The sequence below is a fragment of the Frondihabitans sp. Leaf304 genome (assembly GCF_001423105.1).
Taxonomy (GTDB): Bacteria; Actinomycetota; Actinomycetes; order Actinomycetales; family Microbacteriaceae; genus Frondihabitans.
Map to the genome: position 1 here is coordinate 649,508 of NZ_LMNV01000002.1, position 16,082 is coordinate 665,589.

Genomic DNA, 16,082 nt, shown 5'->3' on the forward strand with positions numbered 1-16,082 from the left:
CAACACCCTCGCGGTTGGCGAGCGCCGCGTGGCGGAACGACACGCCCGGCCTGGCTAGCGCCGCGTGGCGGAACGACACGCATGGCCTGGCTAGCGCCGCGTGGCGGAACGACACGCGCGTACAAGCACGCACCGCCCGAGCGCTGGGAGTGAGCGTAGCGAGCGACCAGCGTCGAGCCAGCGGGTGGTGCCCCCAGCTGGATTCGAACCAGCGCCCCTGCCTCCGGAGGGCAGTGCTCTATCCCCTGAGCTATGGGGGCCAGGAGCGTGGACAACGTTAGCAGTTCCGGGGCGGGCACTCGCGCACCGGGCGCCGATTTGCGAGCGATCCGGGCTCCCAGCACCACCCGCCTCGGCGCGTCGAGGCGAATCGCTCACACATTGGCGGGGCCCGGGGTCAAACGACGAACGGCCCGCCGCCGAAGCGAGGGCCGTTCGTGGGGTAGAGCTAGTCAGATCAGCTGTACGTCAGAGCGATCACGGCGACGTCGAGGCTGCCGTAGGCGCCCTCGGCTCGTGTCGCACTGCGAACTCGACCCCGAAGCACTTCGAAGCGACCGTCGTTCTCCCGAATGAATCCGATGACTCCGGCTGTCGGCGTCGACACCCGGCTGTACCCCTCACCGAGCGGAACTACCTCGGCGGATGATGTGCGTTCCAGAACAGCTCCCATGGTGTTCCCTTCAACAACGTTGTCCGTCCCGTGCTCTGCAGGACCGTCTATGGCTAAGGCTACTCCCGAGCCGGGGTACGCAGCTCTACAGATCTCCACGGAAAACGCTGTGTATGGGCGGAATTCGGGTGACAATTCACGCTGATCACTCCGTCAAGCGCTGGTTGGGGGCGGGGCCGGTGGCCCGACTCGCCTCACGGTGAGGGTCACGCCGACGCTGGCGATTGTCACGAGAGCGATCGCGACTATCTCGCGCGGAGTGAGGGCCTGCCCGATCACGGCGAAACCGGCCAGGGCCGCCACTGCCGGGCCGAGGCTCGACAGCACGCCGAACACGCGCGTGGGCAGCGCCCGAAGGGCAATCATCTCGAGGGCGTAGGGCAGGGCAGAGGTGAGCAGGGCGACCCCGATGAAGATCGGAACGAGACGAGGATCCGAAGCGATGGCCGTCGCGGCTCGACCCGCGCCGAAAGGGATGACGACGACTGCAGCCACGACGACCGCCACCACGAGTCCGTCGATTCCCGCGATCGCTTTGCCGGCGCGACTGTTGGCGACGATGTAGAGAGCCCAGAAGGCAGCGGCGCCGAAGGCCAGCACGACTCCCCCGAGAGCGACGCTGCCCGAGGAGCCGAGCCCCAGCAGCAGAACACCGCAGAAGGCGATGAGCGCCCAGGCGGCATCGCGGATCCTTCGGGTCTGTACGAGGGCGAGCACGAGCGGGCCGGTGAACTCGAGCGTGACGGCGACTCCCAGCGGAATCCGGTCGAGGGCGAGGTAGATGAGCGAGTTCATGCCCGCGAGGGCGATTCCGAGCACGATCGCCGCCAGCCACTGCGTGCGCGACCAGTGCCGAACTCGAGGCCGGACGACGATCAGAAGGATGACCGCCGCGAAGCCCAGACGAAGGGCTGCCGCCCCGGTCGGGCCTACCTCGTCGAAGTGGGTGCGCGCCACCGCGCTGCCGAATTGAACGGAGAAGATCGCGGTCACCGCGAGCAGTGGAGCGGGTACGCGGGGCACCTGTCAATTAACGCATACCGGCGTCGGGGGGCGTCGCTAGACTCCGAAAAGCGGCATGTTTACAACGAAGTGACTGCCCCGCGCACGGCTCTTTTCGTGTGCCGGGCGGTCTGACCCACGGGGAGTCACGTGTTCGGTACCACCAGCAGCAGCACCGGTCTTCGTCTCGGTCGGGGTCGTCGTACCGGCCGTGGAGTGCCCCTGGTCGTTGTCGGCCTCGTGCTCGGCGTGTTCGGTGTAGCCCTGGGTCCGGCCCTCGCGGCTGAGGCCACCGCTCCCGTCGACTTCAACGGCGCCTACGTCGTCGACGAGGCCGGGGTGCTCAGCTCCGCCGATACCAGCGAGATCACGGCGGCCGTCGACAAGCTGCAGGCCGACACGGGCATCAACCTGCTCGTCGCCTTCGTGCCCGAGTTCACCAGCCCCACCGACCGCGTCGAATGGGGTGCCGCAACAGCGCAGCAGAACTCCCTCGGCGAGAACGACATCCTGCTGTCGGTCGCGGTCGACGACAAGCTCTACGACGTCTCAAGAGACAAGAGATCCACTTTGACGGCAGCGAAGCTGGGAGAGATCGAGACCAACGATCTCGTCCCGCAGCTGCGAAACGACAACTGGGCCGCAGCCGCCGTCGCGATGGCGAATGGCATCGACGAATCGGAGGGCCCGGCCGATCTCAGCTGGATCCCGATTGCGCTCCTCATCGTTGTGCTCGTGATCGCCGCCATCGTCGTCTTCGTGGTGATTCGCCGTCGACGGTCAGCCAAGGCCCTCGGCGCGAAGCAGCAGGCCGAGCAGACGGCCCTCGACCGGCGCGCCGGCGACCTGCTCGTTGGTATCGACGATCAGATCACCCAGGCGTCGCAGGAGGTCGGTTTCGCGGCGGCCCAGTTCGGCGACTCGGCGGCTCAGCCGTTCGCCGAGGCGGTGCGCTCGGCCAAAGCCAAGGCGGCGCAGGCCTTCGAGCTCCGTCAGAAACTCGACGACGAGGTGCCCGACACCCCGGAGCAGAAGCGCGAGTGGACCACACAGATCATCGAGCTCTGTGAGAGCGCCCACGCCGACATCGAGGCGCAATCGGCGGCGTACGACAAGCTCCGCGCCTCGGAGGCGACCGTCACCGAAGACACCGCGCGACTCCGCACCGACGCCGCGGCGCTCCAGGATCGTGCCCAGGCAGCCGAGACGACGCTCTCCACGCTCTCGACGACGTACAGCGCCCGCGCCGTCTCGAGCATCGCCGGCAACCCCGATCAGGTCGACCGCCTGCTCGAGTTCGTCGGCGATACAGCGGCCAAGGCCGAGGCATCCATCGCTGCCGGCAACCCCGGTGAGGCCGTCGGCTCGGTGCAGGCCGGCCGGCAGGCACTCGCGCAGATCGACCAGCTGCTCACAGCGATCGACACCGCCGGCGAGACGTTGCGGACGGCACAGTCGACCATTGATACTGCCAGCGCCGACCTCCGATCCGACCTCCAGGTGGCCGCCACGGTGCCTAGCGGTCCGACGAGCTCCGCTGTCGACCTGCCCGGAGCGGTCGCCGACGTCAAGGGGGCTCTCGGCTACGCCGAGGCGACTCGTGACGACCCCCTTTCCGTGCTCGATCGACTCACGGCGGCGAACACCCGCATCGACGCCGCCATGGCGCAGATCCGCGAGACCGCGGTCGCGCAGCAGCGGGTCCAGGCGACTCTCGACCAGGCTCTCCTCGCCGCCCGCAGCCAGGTCAGCGCCGCCCGAGACTTCATCGAGACCCGGCGCGGTGCAATCAGCGCCGGGCCGAGAACCCGACTCTCGGAGGCCGAGCGTCACCTGTCGAGTGCCGTCTCGCAGGCACCCACCAACCCACAGGCAGCCGTGGCGGAGGCGCAGCAGGCCTCCGCGATGGCCGACGCAGCGATGCGAGACGCCGACGCCGAGGTCGGCAGCTACCAGCAGGGCATGCTGGGCGGAGGCGGAGGCCTCCTCGGCGGTCGCGGCGGCGGCGGAGCCAACCTCGGCGGCATCCTCACGGGCGTGATCATCGGCGGGCTGCTGAACGGTGGCGGCGGCGGCTTCGGGGGCGGCGGGTTCGGCGGAGGAGGCGGCGGCTTTGGCGGGGGTGGCGGCGGCTTCGGCGGCGGAGGCGGAGGCGGAGGCGGAGGCGGCCGCGAATCCAGCGGAGGTCGCTTCTGACCGGGCGCCTACACTCCCGGCACCGACAGACCCAGCACTGACAGACCAGCTCTGACGGGCCCAGCACTGCCAGAAGCAAGGCAAGCGACACTACAAACGGCTTCGCGATCGCGAAGCACCACGAAAGGGAAACAGGATGGCAAAGCAGTCGATCTTCGGGCGCATCGCGCAGCTCACGAAGGCCAACATCAACAACCTCATCGACCAGGCTGAAGATCCGAAGCTGATGCTCGACCAGCTCGTTCGCGACTACACCAACAGCATCGCCGACGCGAAGAGCGCCGTCGCCGAGACCATCGGCAACCTGCGTCTCCTTGAGCAGGATCACACCGAAGACGTCGAGGCGGCCGCCAACTGGGGCACGAAGGCCCTCGCCGCCAGCAAAAAAGGCGACGAGCTTCGCACCTCGGGCAACTCGACCGAGGCCGACAAGTTCGACAACCTCGCCAAGGTCGCCATCGGGCGCCAGATGTCGGCGGAGAAGGAGGCCAAAGACGCCGAGCCCACCATCGCGCAGCAGACGGAGGTCGTGGCCAAGCTCAAGACCGGCCTCACGCAGATGGAAGAGAAGCTCCGCGACCTCAGCAACAAGCGCAACGAGCTCGTGGCCCGCTCGAAGATGGCCGAAGCGCAGGGCAAGGTCAACGACGCTATCGGCAGCATCACCGTGATGGATCCCACCAGCGACCTGGGGCGGTTCGAAGACAAGATCCGCCGCGAAGAGGCGAAGGTGATGGGCCAACAAGAGCTGCAGGCGTCGAGCCTCGATGCGCAGTTCGAGAGCCTCGACGACCTCGGCGCCGAGACCGAGGTGGAGGCGCGCCTCGCGCAGCTCAAGCTCGGTGGTGGCGCCGCCCCGGTCGAGCACTGGGAGAGCAAGCCGCTCGGATCCTGAATTTCTCGGTGCCCCGGTCGAGCCGGACTCGGCTCGTCCGAGGGCACCGTGCCACACTGGCCGCATGAGGTTCGTCGCAGTTCCGCAATGGCAGGGTTCACCGTCGTCACGAGCCATGAGGCTGGTCGATGGAGCGAACGCCATTCTCGGCGATCTGCCCGCCAAAGCCACCTCGGTGATCGAGGTGCCGCCCGGTGCTGGCGACGGTGTGGGCACGAGCATCCACCGTCTCTCGGCTGTGTCCGCGGTCGCTCGGGCTCTCGCCGACGAGCTCTCCCGTAGCGACGACCCGGCGTTGGTCGTGGGTGGCGACTGCGGCATCGAGTTCGCTGCGGTCCGCACCGTTCTCCGTGACGACACCGCAGTGGTCTGGTTCGACGCCCACCCCGACGTGCACTCGCCCGAGACCAGCGAAAGCGGAGCGTTCAGCGGGATGGTGCTCGGAGCACTGCTCGGTCGGGCAGACATCGAGCTCGCCTCGATCGGGATTGATCCGCCGCGAGTGCAACTCTCGGCCGATCGAGTCGTGCTTGCGGGCGCCCGGAGCTTCGACGAAGCCGAAGACTCCTACGTCGAAGCCACCGGCATGCGTTCCGTCGGCGCGTTCGACCTGGTCCCCGAGGAGGTCGTCGAGGCTGTCGCTGCCACCGGTGCGACCTCCGTCTACATCCACGTCGACCTCGACGTGCTCGACCCCGCAGCCTTCGCCGGACTCCTCGACCCGCAACCGTTCGGCCTCGAGCCAGCGACCCTGATCGCAACCATCCAGGCACTTCGGGCCCGATTCGACCTGGTCGGGGCGGGTATCTGCTCGTTCGCGCCGGCGAACGACGACGCTGCGGCCGACGACATGAGCACGATTCTGCGGGTGATCGGAGCGATCGCCCGCTGAGGCACGTTCAGAACTCTGGCAAAAACGGCGCGAACCGACCCGCAAGTAGTCGAATCGGTCGATTTCGCCAGACTTCTGAACAGCGTCCCTCCCTACGATGAGGGCATGAGCCCCGCCTCCAAGTCCAAGGCCGCCATCGCGGCCCTTCCCGACGATCGCCCGCGCGTCAGCGTCGAACGCGACGGCCACGTCCTCCTCATCGGCCTCGACCGCGAAGAGAAGCGCAACGCCGCCGACCTCCGTATGCTCCGCGAGCTGAGTCTCGCCTTCGGGCTCCTCGACCGCGATCCCGATCTCTGGTGCGGCCTCGTCTTCGCCCACGGCGAGCATTTCACCGCCGGACTCGACCTCGGCGACGTCGCGCGAGCAGTCACCGCCGACGGGCTCGACATCGTTCCCGAGGGGGGCCTCCACCCGTGGCAGGTCGACGGCACACAGCTCAGGAAGCCGCTGGTGATGGCAGTTCAGGGCACCTGTCTGACGCTCGGCGTCGAGCTCGCCCTGGTGAGTGACATCGTGATTTCGGCGAAGAACGCGCGCTTCGGCCAGATGGAGGTGCGGCGCGGAATTCTGCCGTTCGGCGGCGCGACCACACGGTTTCCGGCGCGGGTCGGATGGGGCAACGCCATGCGCTGGATGCTCACCGGCGAGACCTTCGACGCGAAAGAGGCCCTCCGCATCGGCTTGGTGCAAGAGGTCGTGTTCAACGATCAGGTCTACAACCGCGCGATCGACATCGCACACCGGGTCGCGGCCCAAGCACCCCTCGCCGTGCAGGCAACGCTCGCCAACGCCAAGCTCGCCGGCCGGGAAAGCGAGGAAGCAGCCCACGCCGCGTTGCAGGGCGAGCTCGTTCGGCTGATGGCGACCGACGACTCCAAGCTCGGGATGACGTCGTTCCAGAACCGAGGGGAAGCGGAGTTCACGGGGCGGTAGAGCAAAGGATCCGCGGATCCTCGTGGTCATTCGGCCGAGACGCACGAAAGCCCGCCACCGCGCTTGGCGGGACGGGCTTTCGTAAGGGGGAGCTAGATGTCAGCTCTTGAAGACGTCTTTCACGTCTTCGCCGGTCTTCTTCACTGAAGCGGAGGCCTGGTCTTTGTGACCCTCAGCTTCGAGGTTCTCGTTGTTGGTCTTGTCGCCGATGACCTCTTTGGCCTTGCCGGCGATGTCTTGTGCTGCGTTCTGGATCTTGTCTCCGAGTGCCATGAGTGCCTCCTCGTCGCGATGAATTGACACGGGTCCGTGTCTGAAATGGAAAGTACTCCCTGTCCCCCATGCCTCTCTCAGCGAATACTCCGGGATGACACGCGCGGGGTCGACGGCGGGGCGATACCTTCGTGTCATGACCACTACCTACGACCTCATCGTGATCGGAGCCGGCGCGGTCGGCGAGAACGTGGCGGACTACGCCACGCGCAATGGCCTCAAGGTCGCCCTCGTCGAAGCCGAGCTCGTCGGCGGTGAGTGCTCCTACTGGGCGTGCATGCCGTCGAAGGCCCTGCTCATGAGCTCGACCGTGCTCGATGCCGCCAAGGCAGTCGGCGGTGCCCGCGAGGCCGTTACCGGCGAGGTCGACGTGCAGGCCGTCCTGAACCGCCGCAACTCGTTCACCAGCAACTGGGACGACTCGTCACAGGCCGACTGGGTGTCGGGAGCCGGCATTGATCTGATTCGCGGGCACGCGACCATCACGGGCGTGAAAGAGGTCACCGTCGACGGCGCCGTCTACACGGCCACGCACGCCGTCGCCGCGGTCACCGGGTCGAGCGCCCTGCTCCCCGACATCGCCGGTCTTGCCGAGGCGAAACCGTGGACAAGCCGCGAAGCGACCAGCCAGCAGAGCATTCCCCAGAGCCTGATGATCATCGGCGGCGGGGTCGTCGCAGCCGAGATGGCGACGGCGTACCAGCAGCTTGGAGCCAAGGTGACTATCGCCTCGCGCAGCGGCCTCCTCGGCGGCCAGGAGCCCTTCGCCGGTGAGTTCGTCACAGAGGCACTGACGGCTCTCGGCGCAGACGTGCGGTTGAACACGTCGCCCACCGGCGTCGTGCGCACCGAGCACGGCCTGGTCGAGACCACCCTCGACTCGGGTGACGTCGTCATCACCGACGAGATCCTCGTCGCTACCGGCCGGGTCCCCCGCACCTCCGACCTCGGGCTCGAGAACGTCGGCCTGACCCCGGGCGACTGGCTCGAGGTCGACGACACCCTTCTCGTGCACGGCACCGACTGGCTCTACGCGGTCGGCGACGTCAACCACCGCGCACTCCTCACCCACCAGGGCAAGTACCAGGCGCGCGCTGCCGGCGAGGTCATCGCGGCCCGCGCGAAAGGAACCGACCTGCACACCGAGCCGTGGGGTGCTCACGTCGCGACGGCCGACAATGCCGCCGTACCGCAGGTCACTTTCACCAGCCCCGAGGTGGCGAGCGTCGGCCTGACCGCCGACGCCGCCGGCAAGCAGGGCATCGACGTCAAGGTGATCGACTACGACCTCGCGGGGGTCGCCGGCTCGGCGCTGAAGTCGGACAGCTACAAGGGTCAGGCGCGCCTCGTCATCGACGAGTCGCGCAAGGTCATCGTCGGCGCCACCTTTGTGGGCCCCGAGGTCTCCGACCTGCTGCACGCCGCGACCATCGCCGTCGTCGGCGAGGTGCCGATCGACCGCCTCTGGCACGCCGTCCCCTCGTACCCGACGGTCAGCGAGGTCTGGCTCCGACTTCTCGACACGTACGGGCGCCCGTAGCCCGCGATGAAGAACCCTCTGCTCGACTCTTCGGTCTCCCGCGCGGGAGCTGCGTTCGCCACGGCGGTCGGGCTCGCCGTGGGTGTGCCGTTGAGCATCGGGCGCGTGCGGGTCGAGGGTGACCTCATCGTCTGCCGGGGCCTGCCCCGCTGGGCATTCCGGCGCGGGGGCACCTGCATCGGCCGGGTGTACCTGACCCGCGACAACGATGGCCCCGACGTGCTCGAGCACGAGGCCGTTCACGTCGCCCAGTGGCGCCGCTATGGAATGCTCATGCCGCTCCTGTACGCGATCGCGGGACAGGATCCACGCAAGAACCGATTCGAGGTCGAAGCCGGTCTCGAGAAGGGCGGCTACTAATGACTTCAGGATCCGCGCACGACCCCCGCACGATCATCATCACCGGCGCCTCGAGCGGAATCGGCAAGAAGGCCGCGGTCGCCCTCGCCGCGGGCGGTGCGACCGTCGCTGTCGTCGGCAGGAACCCCGAACGCACGCGGGCTGTCGCCGAGGAAGTCGGTGGGATCGCCTACGTCTGCGACTTCGACCGACTCGACGCCGTGCGCGAGCTCGCGCAGAAGCTGCTCGACGCTCACCCGCGCATCGACGCGCTTGCGAACAACGCCGGCGGGCTGGTCAGCCAGAGGGCGGTGACCGCCGACGGCTTCGAGCGCACGTTGCAGTCGAACCATCTCGCGCCGTTCTTGCTGACTCGTCTGTTGCTGCCCCGGATCCTCGAGTCCGATGGTCGAGTGATCTCGACTTCCAGTGCCGCGAACATGTTCGGCCGCGTTCGACCGGACGACCTGAACTGGGGCAAACGCCCCTGGCTCGGCGGCTGGGGCGCCTACGGCACGAGCAAGCTGCTGACGAACATGTTCATCTCGCAGTTGGCCGCACGGTCGCGGGTGAAGGCGTTTGCGTTCCACCCCGGAATCGTGACGACGTCGTTCGGCATGAACTCGGCCACGATGCGGGTCGTCAGTTCGGTCACGAACGGTCATTACGGCATCTCGGCGGACGCGGGCGCTGTCCCGCTCATTCAGCTGGCCGGGCCGACGACGATCGGCGTTCCGAGCGGCACGTACTTCGATCAGCTGAAGCCGTTCGGCCGTCAGGCGCCGCAGGCGAAGAACACCATGCTCGCCGAAGTGGTCTGGGAGCGGACGTCGGAGATGGTCGGCCTGCCGGCGTCGCTCGACTGAGCCGCGCTAGCCCTTCGTGGGCGCCGAGAGTACGCAAATGGCCCTTCCGCCAGTGGTGAGGGGACATTTGCCTACTCTCGGCGATCGCACCCCATGTGTGGCGGCCGGGCCAATGCAGGCAGGGCTGATCTGACAGCCAACCTCGCAAATCCCTCCAGATCGAGAAAGGCCGTTCGGTTCCGTTAGGTAAGGCATGCCATAGTTAGGGTGTGCTTACTTCCGAGACGAACCGACCGGCCCCGCCTCGACCCGCCACTGCCCGACCGGCCCCGGCCCGCCCCGCACATCGGTCGTTCCGTGTCTCCGTCAAGCGGGTCAGGCGCCTCAGCCCGAGTTTCGTGCGCATCACGTTCACCGGTGACGATCTCCACGACTTCGGCGACGAGGGTCTCGACCAGCGCATCAAGATCGTGCTGCCTCTGCCCGAGTCGGGGTACGACACGTTCCCGGTCGACGACGACTGGTACGGCGCCTGGCGACAGCTGCCCGACGGAGCCCGGCACCCGCTCCGTACCTATACGGCGCGTGCCATTCGCCCGGCCGAGCGCGAAGTCGATGTCGATTTCGTCTCCCACGGCGACACCGGGCCTGCCTCGGCGTGGGCGAATCATGCGAACGTCGGCGACGACATGATGCTCATCGGGCCCGACGGAACGAGCGGCTGGTCGGGATCCGGCATCGAGTGGAAGCCTGCCGGAGCCGCAACGACGCTTCTGGCCGGAGACGAAACTGCCGTGCCGGCCATCGCAGCGATCCTGAACCAGCTGCCGAGCGACGCCCAGGGGTGCGTGTTTCTCGAAGTGCCCACCACGGCCGACGCTCTCGACCTCGTCAAGCCCGAGGGCGTCCACGTCGAGTGGCTCGACCGCGAGGCCGACCCTGCGGCGCATGGAACCAAGCTCATCGACGCCGTCCGCAACTGGACGAGCCGTTACCTCACGGCCACGCACCACGGTAAAGCGATCGACCCGGCCACGCTCAAAGACGTCGACATCGACCACGACATCCTCTGGGAGGTGCCGGAGGGCCGCGACCTCTCCGGCCAGTTCTACGCGTGGCTTGCCGGTGAAGCCCAAGCGATCAAGACGCTCCGCCGCTTCCTGGTGAGCGAGGTCGGCATCGACCGCAGTCAGGTGGCCTTTATGGGGTACTGGCGCGTCGGCAAGTCGGAGAACTGATGCACCCGACAAGCACGACCCGTGGCTGAGGCCACGACCACCCCGCGCACCGGCCTGAGCTCGCGAGAAACATCCGCACGTCGCCCGAGGCCGAGTGCTGCTCGTCTGGCACCGGGTCTCGCTCTCGCCGCCGGGATCCTCGCCCTCGTCCTTCTTCTCAGCGTCGCCGTGGGCACGTACTACGTACCGCTCCCCCGCGTGTGGCAGGCGCTCGTCGACCCCGGCACGAGTTACGCCGACACGGTGGTGCAGTCGAGGATCCCGCGGACCGTCCTCGGCCTCCTCGCCGGAGCCGCGCTCGCCGTCTCCGGGGTCATCGTCCAGGGCCTCACGCGCAACCCGCTCGGCGATCCGGGCCTCCTCGGCGTCAACGTGGGCGCCGCCGCGGCGATCGTCACCGGCATCGCTTTCTTCGGTGTCGGCACCGGCTCCGAGCGGGTGTGGCTCGCCCTTCCCGGCGCTCTGGTCGCGGTAGTCGCCGTCTATGCGCTCGGCTCCAGCCGGCGAGGAACCACTCCGGTCAAGCTGGTCTTGGCCGGAGCGGTCATCACCGCGATCCTCAGTGCCTACATCCAGGCGATCACGCTCACCCACCCGAATGCCTTCAACAGCTACCGGTTCTGGGTGCTCGGCTCTCTGGCCGGGCGTGACGCCCAGTTGATCGGGCAGACGCTTCCCTACCTCGTCGCCGGGTTCGCGCTCGCAGCCCTGCTGCCGGGATCCTTGAATGCGCTCGCCCTCGGCGACGACACCGCGACATCGCTCGGCGCGAAGGTCGGCCGCACCCGCATCCTCGGTGGTCTCGCAGCCGCCCTACTGTGTGCCGGGGCGACGGCCGCCGTCGGTCCGATCGCGTTCATCGGGCTCGCTGTGCCCCATATCGTCCGCAGCTTCACGGGCGGCGACCACCGCTGGCTCCTCCCCTTCTCGGCGCTGCTCGGGCCCGCGATGCTGCTGCTGGCCGACATCGTCGGCCGCGTCATCGCGAGCCCGCAGGAGCTCGAGGTCGGCGTCGTGACCGCGTTCCTCGGCGCTCCGGTGCTGCTGTGGGCCGTGCGCAGGATCCGAGGGCGCGAGTGAGCGCCGAGGGGTCGCGGCCAGGGATAGCCCCGGACGCCGCTCTGAGCTCGACCGCGACGAGGCGACCCGTCGTCCGCGTCGGATCCTGGTTGAGCCTGCCCTATCGGCGTCGGTCGGTCGTCGTGGGAGGAATCCTCGCCGTCGGCGTTCTGCTGCTCGCCCTCCTGACACTCACCCTCGGCACCCTCGGCATCCCGCTGACCGAGCTTCCCGCCGCGATCGCGAGCCCTAAGCCGGGCCGCACCGAGTTCGTCCTCAATGTCCTCCGGGGCCCGCGTCTCGTGACCGCGATCGGCACCGGTGCGGCTCTCGGCGTCGCGGGGGCGCTGTTCCAGACGGTGACGCGGAACCCGCTCGGGAGCCCGGACGTGATCGGGCTCGGCGCGGGAGCAAGCGCCGGTGCCGCCTGCTTCGGATTGCTGCTGCCGGGGATCCTGCCCGTACCCGCCGGGGCCCTCGTGGGAGCACTGGTCGCGATGGGCCTCGTGTGGCTCGGCACCGGGCGGGGCTTTTCGTCGCCGGGCCGGATGATCCTCGTCGGCATCGCCGTCTCGGCCATGGCCGTCGCCTTCGTGCAGTACGTCATGACGCGCGTCAATCAGCAGGAGGCGACGACCCTCGCCGCCTACATCAGCGGCACGCTCGCCGACCGCGACTGGGGCGATGCGACCGAGATCTGGGTTGCCGTCATCGTGCTCGTTCCTTTCGCACTGCTTCTCGGCCGTCGCCTCGACCTGGTCGAGATGGGAGACGACGTCGCAGACTCGCTCGGGGGCCGGTCATCGCTGACCCGCACCCTCGTCGTGCTTGTGGCTATCGGTCTCGGCACGGCAGCCGTGGCCGCGACGGGTCCGATCTCGTTCGTCGCCCTGACCGCACCGCAGGTCGCCCGACGGCTCGCGAAGGCACCGGGCGCCGGGATCCTGCTCTCCGCGCTCTTCGGCGCCGTCATCCTCATGGCGGCCGATCTGCTCGTGCAGCAGTCGCCGTTCGGCGCGCAACTACCGGTCGGGCTCCTCACGGCGATGGTGGGCGGCGTCTATCTCGGATATCTGCTGCTCCGCGAATGGAAGAAAGGGACCATCTGATGTCCGCTGCCCCCTCTGCTCCCGCTATAGGTGCCGCGCCGAGTTCGCTCACCGCCACCGGCCTCCGGCTCGCCTACGACGACCGGGTGATCGTCGACGGTCTCGACTTCGCCGTTCCGGCCGGGGAGCTCACCGTGATCATCGGCCCGAACGCGTGTGGCAAGTCGACGCTGCTCAAGGCCCTCGCCCGCACGCTGGAGCCCTCCGCCGGGCAGGTGTCGCTCGACGGCAAGCCGCTCTCGTCGTACCGCAGCAAAGACATCGCCAAGCGGCTCGGCATGTTGCCGCAGAGCCCGATCGCCCCCGAGGCGATCACGGTGCGCGACCTCGTCGGTCGAGGGCGGTTTCCGCACCAGGGGGTGTTCCGGCAGTGGTCGGTCTCAGACGAGGCGGCCTGCGACCGGGCGATGGAGTCGACCGGGGTGGCCGAGCTCGCCGACCGGCAGGTCGCCGAGCTGTCGGGAGGCCAGCGCCAGCGCGCCTGGATCGCGATGGCCCTGGCGCAAGAGACGGAGCTGCTGCTGCTCGACGAGCCGACCACCTTCCTCGACATCGCCCACCAGTACGAGGTGCTCGAGCTCGCTGCACGTCTGCACCGGGAGGGCCGCACGCTCGTCGTGGTGCTGCACGACCTCAACCAGGCCGCGCGCTATGCGACCCACCTCGTCGTCATGAAGGAGGGGGCGATCGTGGCCCAGGGCGCTCCGGGCGAGATCGTGACAGCGCAGCTCGTCGACGAGGTGTTCGGATTGCCGTGCCAGATCATCGACGACCCGCAGTCGCACACGCCGATGGTGGTGCCGCTGGCGGCTGTGGCTCGCTGACCGGGCCGCAAATTCGAGAGCGATCCCGGCAGCGAGAGGCAGCTGGCCCGGCGTGTCGCCGCGGATCGCTCTCACATTTGCCCGCGGGCGACTGCTCGACGATCAGTCGCAGACGTTACAGAGCCGGCGCGGGGCTGGCGAACATCTCGCCGAGGTCGTGCCGGAGGTCGTAGGCGAACGAGGCGGGGCCGCCGATCCAGAACACGTAGTCGCTGGTGACGAGTGACTCGGAGTCGACGAAGAACTCCCCCACCCAGGCGCGAACGGCACGGTCGAGGGCCATGCCGGAGAGGCAGCGTTCGCCGGTGCCGGGCCGTCCGCTGCGACGCGACCGGTCGAGCCAGGAGATCGCGACGCGACCGGGAGCGGTGATGGGCACGATCTCAGACGCGTCGGCGACCTCGATGAACACCTGGCCTCGCGCACAGATCGGGAGCACCTCGAGCATCGTCTTAATGTCGTCGATCGACGACGTGTCGCCGGCGAAGAGGATGCGCGTGGCCGACGGCTGGAGCTCGGGGGTGCTGTGTGCGAGGTACATGAGTCCTTCCAATATAGGTAAGGCTTACCTATTCCGCCAGCGCACCCGCCGGGCAGTGGCCGCATTCTCTCGATGCCGTGGTAATTTCTCTTCTGGCCGACGGTTCAGCAGTGATCTTCGGCGGGGGCGATCTTCCGTTCAGCAGCGACGGAATGGTCCGCATCGACAACGTGTTCATCAGCAACAGGTGTCTCCCGGCGTCCACATCCGCTCCGAAAGGTCTGCCTCACTGATGAGCTCTGCTCGCATCCGTACCACCCGCGCCCGTCTTCTCGCCGCCACCGCCCTGGCGGCCACCTCCGCCCTGATCCTCGCGGGCTGCACCGCAGGATCCGCGCCGAACGGCACCGGCACCCCCGATACATCCGCCACCGTCACCGTCGGCCTCGTACTCGAGCCCACCGACCTCGACATCCGCACCACCGCCGGCATCGCCCTCGATCAGGTTCTGATCGACAACGTCTACCAGGGCCTCGTCGGGCGAACCTCGACGAACAAGATCGTCGATGTGCTCGCCAAGAGCCACACCGTCTCGTCCGACGGCCTCACCTACGCCTTCCCCTTGCAGACGGGCGTGAGCTTCGGTGACGGGAAGGCCATGACCCCGGCCGACGTCGTCTGGTCGCTCGAGCAGGTCAAGAAGACGAAGACGTTCGTCAATTCGGCCGATCTCGCGAAGGTGAAGACCATCTCGGCGAGCGGCAACACGATCACACTGAAGCTCTCGCAGCCCGATTCGAACCTGCTCTGGGCCCTCTCCGGCCGCGCCGGGCTGGTGCTCGAAAAGGCCGCGACGAACGACCTCAAGACGACCGCGAACGGCACCGGCCCGTACAAGCTGACGACGTGGAAGCAGGGCGACAGCATCGCTCTCACCCGCAACGGAGACTACTGGGGCACCAAGGCCAAGGTCGCGGGCGTGACGTTCCGCTACTACACCAGCCCCTCGGCCGCCATCAACGCGGTCATCTCGGGCGACGTCGACGTGCAGACCGCAGTCGACGCGACACTCAAGTCGCAGCTCACCGGGGTCGACGGCATCAGCCTCAAGTCGGGCAAGACCACCGACAAATACACGCTGGCCTTCAACAACAGGGTCAAGCCGTTAACCGACATCCGGGTGCGCCAGGCGATCCGCGAGGCGATCGACAGCAAGGCGCTGATCGCGGCCCTCGGCGGCTCGGGTGTCACACAGGGCGGTCCCATTCCCGCCCTCGACCCCGGCTACGAAGACCTCTCGAGCGTCGACGCCTACAACCCCGACAACGCCAAGAAGCTGCTCAAAGCGGCCGACGCGGAGAACCTCACGCTCGACCTCACCTACGCCAACTTCTACCCCGCGGCTATCGGCGACGTGCTCACCTCCGATCTGAAGAAGGTCGGCATCACGCTGAACGTCAAGCAGACCGACTTCACCACCTGGATCAACAACGTGCTCGTCGACCACGACTATGAGCTGAGCATCGTCAATCACGCCGAGTCGCACGACTTCGGCAACTGGGCCAACCCCGACTACTACTTCGGGTACGACAACAAGAAGGTGCAGCAGCTCTACTCCGAATCGCTCTCGGCGACCGACGAGGCCACCGCGGCGGACAAACTGAAGCAGGCAGCGAAGATCGTTGCGAACGACGCGCCCGCTGACTGGCTCTACACCGCGACGACCCTGACGGCTGTGCACGATGGCATCACGGGGTTCCCGACGTCGTCGACCTCCGCCCGCCTCGACCTGGCCGACCTGGCGAAGTCCGAGTGACCG

At 67.9% G+C, this 16,082-nt stretch carries 16 protein-coding genes and 1 tRNA gene; 12 read left to right on the top strand and 5 right to left on the bottom strand.

The genetic code is table 11. The features are described 5' to 3' along the window. Positions 1-185: 185 nt before the first annotated feature. From ASF54_RS02860 to ASF54_RS02865, 3 genes are all read right to left on the bottom strand, one after another. Positions 186-260, bottom strand: a tRNA-Arg gene (locus ASF54_RS02860). 197 nt (positions 261-457) lie between these two features. Beyond that, positions 458-673, bottom strand: coding sequence for a hypothetical protein (locus tag ASF54_RS16250; RefSeq protein ID WP_123944763.1), 216 nt, complete (start codon positions 671-673; stop codon positions 458-460). A gap of 153 nt (positions 674-826) precedes the next feature. Further along, positions 827-1,666, bottom strand: a complete 840-nt coding sequence (locus ASF54_RS02865; RefSeq protein WP_235480914.1) for an EamA family transporter — start codon at positions 1,664-1,666, stop codon at positions 827-829. A 159-nt stretch (positions 1,667-1,825) separates the two neighbouring features. Here ASF54_RS02865 and ASF54_RS16950 point away from each other — a divergent pair, with 159 nt between their 5' ends. The 4 genes from ASF54_RS16950 to ASF54_RS02885 all read left to right on the top strand — a co-directional run bounded on the left by ASF54_RS16950 (position 1,826) and on the right by ASF54_RS02885 (position 6,594). Continuing rightward, positions 1,826-3,871, top strand: coding sequence for a TPM domain-containing protein (locus tag ASF54_RS16950; protein WP_084815896.1), 2,046 nt, complete (start codon positions 1,826-1,828; stop codon positions 3,869-3,871). 136 nt (positions 3,872-4,007) lie between these two features. Continuing rightward, a complete protein-coding gene (locus tag ASF54_RS02875; RefSeq protein ID WP_055958581.1) occupies positions 4,008-4,766 on the top strand; it encodes a PspA/IM30 family protein in 759 nt (252 codons plus the stop codon). 64 nt (positions 4,767-4,830) lie between these two features. Beyond that, the gene (locus ASF54_RS02880) at positions 4,831-5,658 is read left to right on the top strand and encodes an arginase family protein (protein WP_055958584.1); all 828 of its coding nucleotides are present in this window, start codon (positions 4,831-4,833) and stop codon (positions 5,656-5,658) included. Positions 5,659-5,763: 105 nt separating this feature from the next. Continuing rightward, positions 5,764-6,594: a crotonase/enoyl-CoA hydratase family protein gene (locus ASF54_RS02885; RefSeq protein ID WP_055958586.1), complete on the top strand. Its 831-nt coding sequence runs from the start codon at positions 5,764-5,766 to the stop codon at positions 6,592-6,594. Positions 6,595-6,693: 99 nt separating this feature from the next. Here ASF54_RS02885 and ASF54_RS16000 read toward each other — a convergent pair whose 3' ends face one another. Further along, positions 6,694-6,867, bottom strand: coding sequence for a CsbD family protein (locus ASF54_RS16000; RefSeq protein WP_084815897.1), 174 nt, complete (start codon positions 6,865-6,867; stop codon positions 6,694-6,696). A 136-nt stretch (positions 6,868-7,003) separates the two neighbouring features. Between ASF54_RS16000 and ASF54_RS02890 the strand changes: the two genes are divergently transcribed. From ASF54_RS02890 to ASF54_RS02920, 7 genes are all read left to right on the top strand, one after another. Next, a complete protein-coding gene (locus ASF54_RS02890; protein WP_055958589.1) occupies positions 7,004-8,407 on the top strand; it encodes a dihydrolipoyl dehydrogenase family protein in 1,404 nt (467 codons plus the stop codon). 6 nt (positions 8,408-8,413) lie between these two features. After that, a complete protein-coding gene (locus ASF54_RS02895) occupies positions 8,414-8,767 on the top strand; it encodes a hypothetical protein (RefSeq protein ID WP_055958591.1) in 354 nt (117 codons plus the stop codon). After that, positions 8,767-9,612, top strand: coding sequence for an SDR family NAD(P)-dependent oxidoreductase (locus ASF54_RS02900; protein ID WP_055958594.1), 846 nt, complete (start codon positions 8,767-8,769; stop codon positions 9,610-9,612). The genes ASF54_RS02895 and ASF54_RS02900 overlap by 1 nt, the downstream gene beginning before the upstream one ends. 209 nt (positions 9,613-9,821) lie before the next feature. Next, a complete protein-coding gene (locus ASF54_RS02905) occupies positions 9,822-10,790 on the top strand; it encodes a siderophore-interacting protein (protein WP_055958597.1) in 969 nt (322 codons plus the stop codon). Between the two features lie 21 nt (positions 10,791-10,811). Continuing rightward, positions 10,812-11,870 carry a FecCD family ABC transporter permease gene (locus ASF54_RS02910; RefSeq protein WP_235480916.1) on the top strand — a complete coding sequence of 353 codons (1,059 nt, stop codon included), beginning with the start codon at positions 10,812-10,814 and terminating at the stop codon, positions 11,868-11,870. Continuing rightward, entirely contained in the window at positions 11,867-12,958 is a 1,092-nt protein-coding gene (locus ASF54_RS02915; RefSeq protein ID WP_084815898.1) for a FecCD family ABC transporter permease, read from the top strand. Before ASF54_RS02910 ends, ASF54_RS02915 begins: the two co-directional genes overlap by 4 nt. Beyond that, complete coding sequence (locus ASF54_RS02920) at positions 12,958-13,782, top strand: ABC transporter ATP-binding protein (RefSeq protein ID WP_055958600.1); 825 nt, start codon at positions 12,958-12,960, stop codon at positions 13,780-13,782. Before ASF54_RS02915 ends, ASF54_RS02920 begins: the two co-directional genes overlap by 1 nt. Positions 13,783-13,897: 115 nt before the next feature. Here the strand turns inward: ASF54_RS02920 and ASF54_RS02925 are convergent, their stop codons facing one another. Further along, a complete protein-coding gene (locus ASF54_RS02925) occupies positions 13,898-14,323 on the bottom strand; it encodes an SIP domain-containing protein (RefSeq protein ID WP_055958603.1) in 426 nt (141 codons plus the stop codon). 232 nt (positions 14,324-14,555) lie between these two features. Between ASF54_RS02925 and ASF54_RS02930 the strand changes: the two genes are divergently transcribed. Beyond that, the gene (locus tag ASF54_RS02930) at positions 14,556-16,079 is read left to right on the top strand and encodes an ABC transporter substrate-binding protein (protein WP_055958606.1); all 1,524 of its coding nucleotides are present in this window, start codon (positions 14,556-14,558) and stop codon (positions 16,077-16,079) included. Positions 16,080-16,082: the final 3 nt, after the last annotated feature.